The 5875-nt window shown below is 67.6% G+C and carries 7 protein-coding genes; 3 read left to right on the forward strand and 4 right to left on the reverse strand.

Going from position 1 to position 5875, the window contains the following annotated elements; genetic code table 11:
* Nucleotides 1–51 precede the first annotated feature (51 nt).
* Nucleotides 52–1383: an Nramp family divalent metal transporter gene (locus N5C25_RS20015; RefSeq protein WP_058982262.1), complete on the reverse strand. Its 1332-nt coding sequence runs from the start codon at nt 1381–1383 to the stop codon at nt 52–54.
* Between the two features lie 117 nt (nt 1384–1500).
* On the opposite strand from N5C25_RS20015, the gene mntR reads away from it, so the two are divergent.
* On the forward strand, nt 1501–1965 hold the full coding sequence (gene mntR / locus N5C25_RS20020) for a manganese-binding transcriptional regulator MntR (RefSeq protein WP_049465391.1): 465 nt from the start codon (nt 1501–1503) through the stop codon (nt 1963–1965).
* A 112-nt stretch (nt 1966–2077) separates the two neighbouring features.
* Here mntR and fabR read toward each other — a convergent pair whose 3' ends face one another.
* Nucleotides 2078–2734: an HTH-type transcriptional repressor FabR gene (fabR, locus tag N5C25_RS20025; protein ID WP_005409961.1), complete on the reverse strand. Its 657-nt coding sequence runs from the start codon at nt 2732–2734 to the stop codon at nt 2078–2080.
* Nucleotides 2735–2826: 92 nt separating this feature from the next.
* On the opposite strand from fabR, the gene N5C25_RS20030 reads away from it, so the two are divergent.
* Together N5C25_RS20030 and N5C25_RS20035 are read left to right on the forward strand one after the other, a co-directional pair.
* On the forward strand, nt 2827–3897 hold the full coding sequence (locus N5C25_RS20030; protein ID WP_279937746.1) for a ferredoxin reductase: 1071 nt from the start codon (nt 2827–2829) through the stop codon (nt 3895–3897).
* 11 nt (nt 3898–3908) lie between these two features.
* Nucleotides 3909–5057 (forward strand): acyl-CoA desaturase, encoded by a 1149-nt coding sequence (locus N5C25_RS20035; protein WP_058982258.1) that lies wholly within the window; start codon nt 3909–3911, stop codon nt 5055–5057.
* A gap of 5 nt (nt 5058–5062) precedes the next feature.
* Here the strand turns inward: N5C25_RS20035 and N5C25_RS20040 are convergent, their stop codons facing one another.
* Nucleotides 5063–5398: a tetratricopeptide repeat protein gene (locus tag N5C25_RS20040; RefSeq protein ID WP_005409958.1), complete on the reverse strand. Its 336-nt coding sequence runs from the start codon at nt 5396–5398 to the stop codon at nt 5063–5065.
* Nucleotides 5398–5875: flavin reductase family protein (locus N5C25_RS20045; RefSeq protein WP_279937747.1), on the reverse strand; the 478-nt coding region annotated here is incomplete at its 5' end. The genes N5C25_RS20040 and N5C25_RS20045, both read right to left, overlap by 1 nt.

The raw sequence follows: 5875 nt of genomic DNA on the forward strand, positions 1-5875 counted from the left end.
GGGCATCCACGCATGGCGTGGATCTACCGGGGCAGGGTCCGTGCTTTGGCGTCAGGCTCCGCTGAAGGTATCCACCAGCAGCTTCACGTTCAGCACCACGATCACCAGCGCGATCACCCAGGCGATCGCGCCGAGCCAGCGCGGTGCCACCAGCGCACCCATCGTCACCTTGTCGGTCACGATCCGAACCAGGGGAATGATCGCGAACGGCAGCTGCATCGACAGCACCACCTGGCTCAGCACCAGCAGCTTCACCGCGCCCTGGTCGCCGAACAGCAGGATCACCACCACCACCGGAATGATCGCCAGCGCGCGCGTGATCAGCCGACGCAGCCACGGCGGCAGGCGCAGGTGCAGGAAGCCTTCCATCACGATCTGGCCGGCCAGCGTGGCGGTCACTGTCGAATTCAGGCCCGACGCCAGCAGGGCCACTGCGAACAACGTCGCCGCCGCGCCCACCCCCAGCATCGGCGCCAGCAGCTGGTGGGCCTGCTCGATGTCTTCCACATCAAATCGGCCATTGGCATGGAACACGGCTGCCGCCAGGATCAGGATGCTGGCGTTGATGAACAGTGCCAGGGTCAGCGCAAGGGTGCTGTCGGTAACCGCCCAGCGCAGCGCGCTGCGGCGGCCTTCATCGGTACGCGGGTAGGCGCGGGTCTGCACGATGGACGAATGCAGGTAGAGATTGTGCGGCATCACCGTGGCACCGATGATGCCGATCGCGATGTACAGCGCGTGCGGATCGGTCACCACCTGCGCGCGCGGAATGAAGCCGCCCAGCACCGCCATCACTGACGGCGCAGCCATCGCGATCTGCACTACGAAGCAGGCGAAGATCACCATCAGCAGCGCGATCACGAAGGCTTCCAGCGCACGGAAGCCGCGGTTCATCAGCAGCAGAACCAGCAGCGTATCCAGCGCAGTGATGACCGCGCCCCAGAGCAGTGGCAGGTCGAACAGCAGCTTCAGCGCGATCGCGGTGCCGATCACCTCGGCCAGGTCGCAGGCGATGATCGCTGCCTCGCACAGCGCCCACAGCGCCAGGTTCACCGGCTTCGGGTACCTCGCGCGGCAGGCCTGCGCCAGGTCCATGCCGGTGGCGATACCCAGCCGTGCCGACAGCGCCTGCAGGATCACCGCCATCAGGTTGGAGACGAGGATGACCGACAGCAGCAGGTAGCCGAAGCGCGAACCACCGGCGAGGTCGGTGGCCCAGTTGCCCGGGTCCATGTAGCCGACCGAGATCATGTAGCCGGGGCCAAGGAAGGCCAGCAGGCGGAACCACCAGTGACCCTTTTCGGGCACCGCGACCGAGGCGTTGAGCGCGCCCAGGCTGGCCGGGGTGGAAGCCGAAGGGTCGCGGGGCGCCAGAGTGTTCATGGATCCGAATATAGCCACTGCTATAGTCATTAGCAATGTGAAACAATCGTCTTTGTCGTGTGACTGGTCCAGAATTCAGGTTCAACACCGGATTGCACCGGAAGGACAGGCGCAGGCGTGGGCAAGACCGACGATTCGACATCGCTGAAAAGCACCCCCTTGATCGAGGCCGAGCGCCAGGTCGAGAGCTTCCGGCAAGTGCGCGAGGCGCACCGGATGGAGCTGGTGGAGGACTATGTCGAGTTGATCTCGGACCTGCTGGCCGACGGCGGCGAGGCCCGCCAGGTCGACATCGCCACCCGCCTGGGCGTGGCCCAACCCACCGTGGCGAAGATGCTGCGGCGCCTGGCCCGCGATGGCTGGGTGGTGCAGCGGCCGTACCGCGGCGTGTTCCTGACCCCGGAAGGCGAAGCGCTGGCCCATGCCAGCCGCCAGCGCCACCAGACCGTGGAGCGATTCCTGCTGGCGCTGGGAGTCGACGCGGATACCGCGCGGCGCGATGCCGAGGGCATCGAGCACCATGTGAGCGAGCAGACGCTGGCGCTGTTCGAGGCGTTCGTGCGCAAGGCCGAGGGCGGCTGAGCAGACCGCTGGGGCTGGGCCCTGCAGGCCGGAGGTTGGAGGCCGTTGTGGGGCAGGGAAGCGGGTCAGAGCCCTTTCCGGCGGAAAGGGATCCGAGCCCCGGGGCCGATCGTCAGCCGCGACGGAACGCGGCGGGGGTACGGGCGCCGACGATGATCATGCGGATCATCGTGGAAATCTGTTCGACCAGTTCAGGATCCTTCTCCGGCGGCAGGTCCATGGCGGTGGCGCCCATCGCGAACACCAGCCGGGTGATGGCCTTGGCCACCAGTTCCGGTGCGTGCAGCACCGCGCCATCCAGCGCGGCCAGGCGCACCAGGTCGTGCTGCAGCTCTTCTTCGAAGTAGTGCAGCTCGCGTTCGACCGCGTGCTTGAAGTCGTCCGAGCCGACCGCGCCTTCGCGCAGCAGCACGTGCAGCAGCTTGTCGTCGGCGCGCAGCTGCTCCATGAAGGTCTCCACCGAGACCCGCACCACGCTGGTGGCGGTGGAGGTGGCGCGCTGGCGGGCTTCGCCGATGATGGTGCGCAGCGAGCGGCCGGCTGCATCGATCAGCGCCACGGCCAGTTCGTCCATGTCGCGGAACTGCCGGTAGAAGCTGTTCGGCGCGATGCCGGCCTCACGTGCCACTTCGCGCAGGCTGAGCGTGGACAGGCTGCGGTGCGGCCCGATCAGCTTCAGGGCGGCAGCCAGCAGATCCTCGCGGCTCACCGTACGGCGGGCCGGGCTGTTGGCATCTTCAGGCGTCGACAAGGCGGTGGCGGCGGCCATGGGGGTTCCGGTGGGGCGAGGCTGAATCATACCCAATCCGGTTCAATATACACATGTATACACAGGTGTGTGTGCGCCCGTATAGTGCGCCCATGAGCGCTGTCGTCCGTCCGTCCCTGTTCTCTCCGTACCGCTGGGTCTCGCCGTCGCTGTTCGATTTCTGGGCGGGCCAGCTCAATCCCCTGTGGACCCTGCGTGAGCCGGTGGCCCGCCTGGTCCGGCGTGAGCCGGCAGGCCAGGGCGCGGCGACCCTGGTCCTGCGCACCAACCGGCACTGGGCCGGCATGCGCGCCGGCCAGCACGTCACCCTGGGCGTGGAGCTTGACGGGCGCCTGTGCCAGCGCAGCTACAGTCCCACCGTCCTGGGGCCGCGCGAGCTGGCGATCACCGTCAAGGCCATCGAGGGCGGTCGGGTCAGCCAGCATCTGGTCAAGCATGCGCGACCGGGCGAGCTGTTCCGGCTGGAGGCTGCGTTCGGTGAATTCCAGTTGCCGACGGCGGCGCCGGTGCTGCTGCTGGCCGCCGGCAGTGGCATCACGCCGATGCGCAGCCTGCTGCGCGAGGCCTGCCAGCGCCCGCTGGCCGCGCCGGTGGACCTGTTCTATTGGGAGCGCCGTGCCGCCCACCTGCAGTTCCGTGATGAGCTGCAGGCACTGGCCGCGCGCCAGCCGAACCTGCGCGTGCACCTGCTGACCACCCGCGAGGGTGAGGTGCCGGCCGCGCGAATCGATACCCATGATCTGCAGGTGGCCGGCGATGACACGCCGCTGGCGCAGCGCCATGTGCTGGCCTGCGGCCCGGACGGCTTCGTTGCTGCCGCGCGTGAGCGCCTGGCGCACCAGGTGGCTGGGTTCCAGGCCGAAGCCTTCACCCCGCCGGCGCCGCTGCGCGATGCCAGCAGCGAAGGCGAGGTGTCGCTGACGCTTGCGCGCAGTGGCCGCCAGCTGAGCGTGCCGCGTGGCCGCTCGCTGCTGGAAAGCCTGGAAGCGCATGGCATCAAGCCCAAGCATGGTTGCCGCATGGGCATCTGCAATACCTGCACATGTGATCGCGTCATTGGCGCCACCCGCCATCTGCGCACCGGCGACCTGCAGTCCGAATCGGCACAGCCGGTGCGGATCTGCGTGAGCGCACCGACCACCGACCTGACTTTGGATCTCTGAGGACGCCTGCCATGACCCGCGCTACCGACCGTGCCCTGAGTACTGCCGAGATGCATGCCTTCGGTGAGGAACTCGACGCGATCCGCGACCGTGTGATCGGCAGCCTCGGCGCCTCCGATACCCGCTACATCCGCCGCGTGGCCGCCGCCGTGCGCTGGTTCGGCGTGGGTGGCCGTGGCCTGCTGTTCCTGGCGGCCTTTTCGCCGCTGTTCTGGATGCCGCTGCTGTGGCCGGCCGCGATCACCGGCACGCTGCTGCTGGCGCTGTCGAAGATCCTGGAGAACATGGAGCTGGGCCACAACGTGATGCACGGCCAGTTCGACTGGACCGGTGATCCCAAGCTCAATGGCAACACCTACGAGTGGGACATCGTTGCCACCGCCGACAACTGGCGCAAGACCCACAATTTCCGCCACCACACCTACACCAACGTGCGTGGCATGGACGATGACATCGGTTATGGCCTGCTGCGCATCTTCCCGGAACAGCGCTGGAAGCCGTTCTACCTGCTGCAGCCGATCATCGCGCCGATCTTCGCGCTGCTGTTCCAGTGGGGTGTGGCCGCGCAGGACCTTCGCCTTGGCCGCTGGCTGAAGGGCCGCATCAGCGGCCGTGCGATGTGGCTGCAGACCCGCCCGGTGGCGCGCAAGATGGCCCGCCAAGTGCTGAAGGACTACGTGTTCTTCCCGCTGCTGGCCGGTCCGTTCTTCCTTACCGTGATGCTGGGCAACCTGGTCGCCAACGGCCTGCGCAACATCTGGACCTACGTGATCATCTTCTGCGGGCACTTCACCGCCGAATCGGAAACCTTCCCCAAGGAGTGCCTGCGCAATGAGTCGCGCGGCCACTGGTACCTGCGCCAGCTGCGCGGTTCGTCCAACATCAGCGGTGGCTTCCTGATCAACGTGCTGTCGGGCAACCTCAGCCACCAGATCGAGCACCATTTCTACCCGGATCTGCCGGCCAACCGCTATGCGGCCATCGCCAAGGAAGTGAAGGACATCTGCCGCCGTTACGGCCAGCACTACAACAACGGCTCGCTGCCGCGTCAGTTCGGCCAGGTGGTCTGGCGCATCCTGCGTCACGCGTTCCCGAGCAAGCCGCGCCGCCTGCCGATGTCGGACATCATGTCCGCACCGGCATCGGCCAACGCGGGCTGATCGACTCAGCCCGCTTTCGCCAGGTCCGCCTGCTCGCGGTCCAGGCGTCGCAGGAACACCTGCATTTCCTTGCGTGCCTGCTGGTCGCCCTTGCTGCCGGCCACGCTCAGGCCGCGTTGCCATGCTTCGCGCGCCGCCTGCGGCTGGCCACTGGCCAGCCAGGCCTTGCCCAGCAGCTTCCACGCCGCCGAGTACTGCGGATCAAGCACCACGCAACGGCCCAGATGGGTGGCCGCGCGCACAGGGTTGCCGGCATCCAGCCAGCCCTTGCCCAAGCCGAAGCGCAGCAGCGCGCCGTCCTTGCCGGCGGCGAGCATGCATTCCAGAGCTTCGATGTTCATCAGCGCACCTCCACCAGCAGCTCGGCCGGGCCTGGCTGGAAGCGGCCGCGATGGAACAGCAGCGGCGCGCCGCCGTTCTCGTGCACGTCGATGATGCGGCCGGCCAGCAGCAGGTGATCGCCCACCGGCCACTGTGCGTGGCGGGTACAGGTGAGATGGGCGACCGCACCGGCGATGCGCGGTGGGGCGTCCTCGTCGTCATCCAGCAATGCCAGGCCGTCGAAGCGGTTGCGGACCTGCGGATCGGCAAAGCGCCGGGCCAGCGCTTCCTGGTCGGCCGCCAGCACGCTGATCGCAAAGCGGGTGGCGCGCTGGAAGGTGGACAGGCTCTGCGCGTGCAACGCCAGGTTCCACAGCACCAGCGGCGGCTGCAATGACACCGGCACGAACGAATTGATGGTCAGGCCGATGGGTTTACCCTGCGCATCGCGCGCGCAGACGATGGCCACGCCGGTAGGAAAGTGGCCGAGCAGCCGC

This window comes from Stenotrophomonas sp. GD03958 (genome assembly GCF_029839005.1).
Taxonomy (GTDB): Bacteria; Pseudomonadota; Gammaproteobacteria; order Xanthomonadales; family Xanthomonadaceae; genus Stenotrophomonas; species Stenotrophomonas hibiscicola.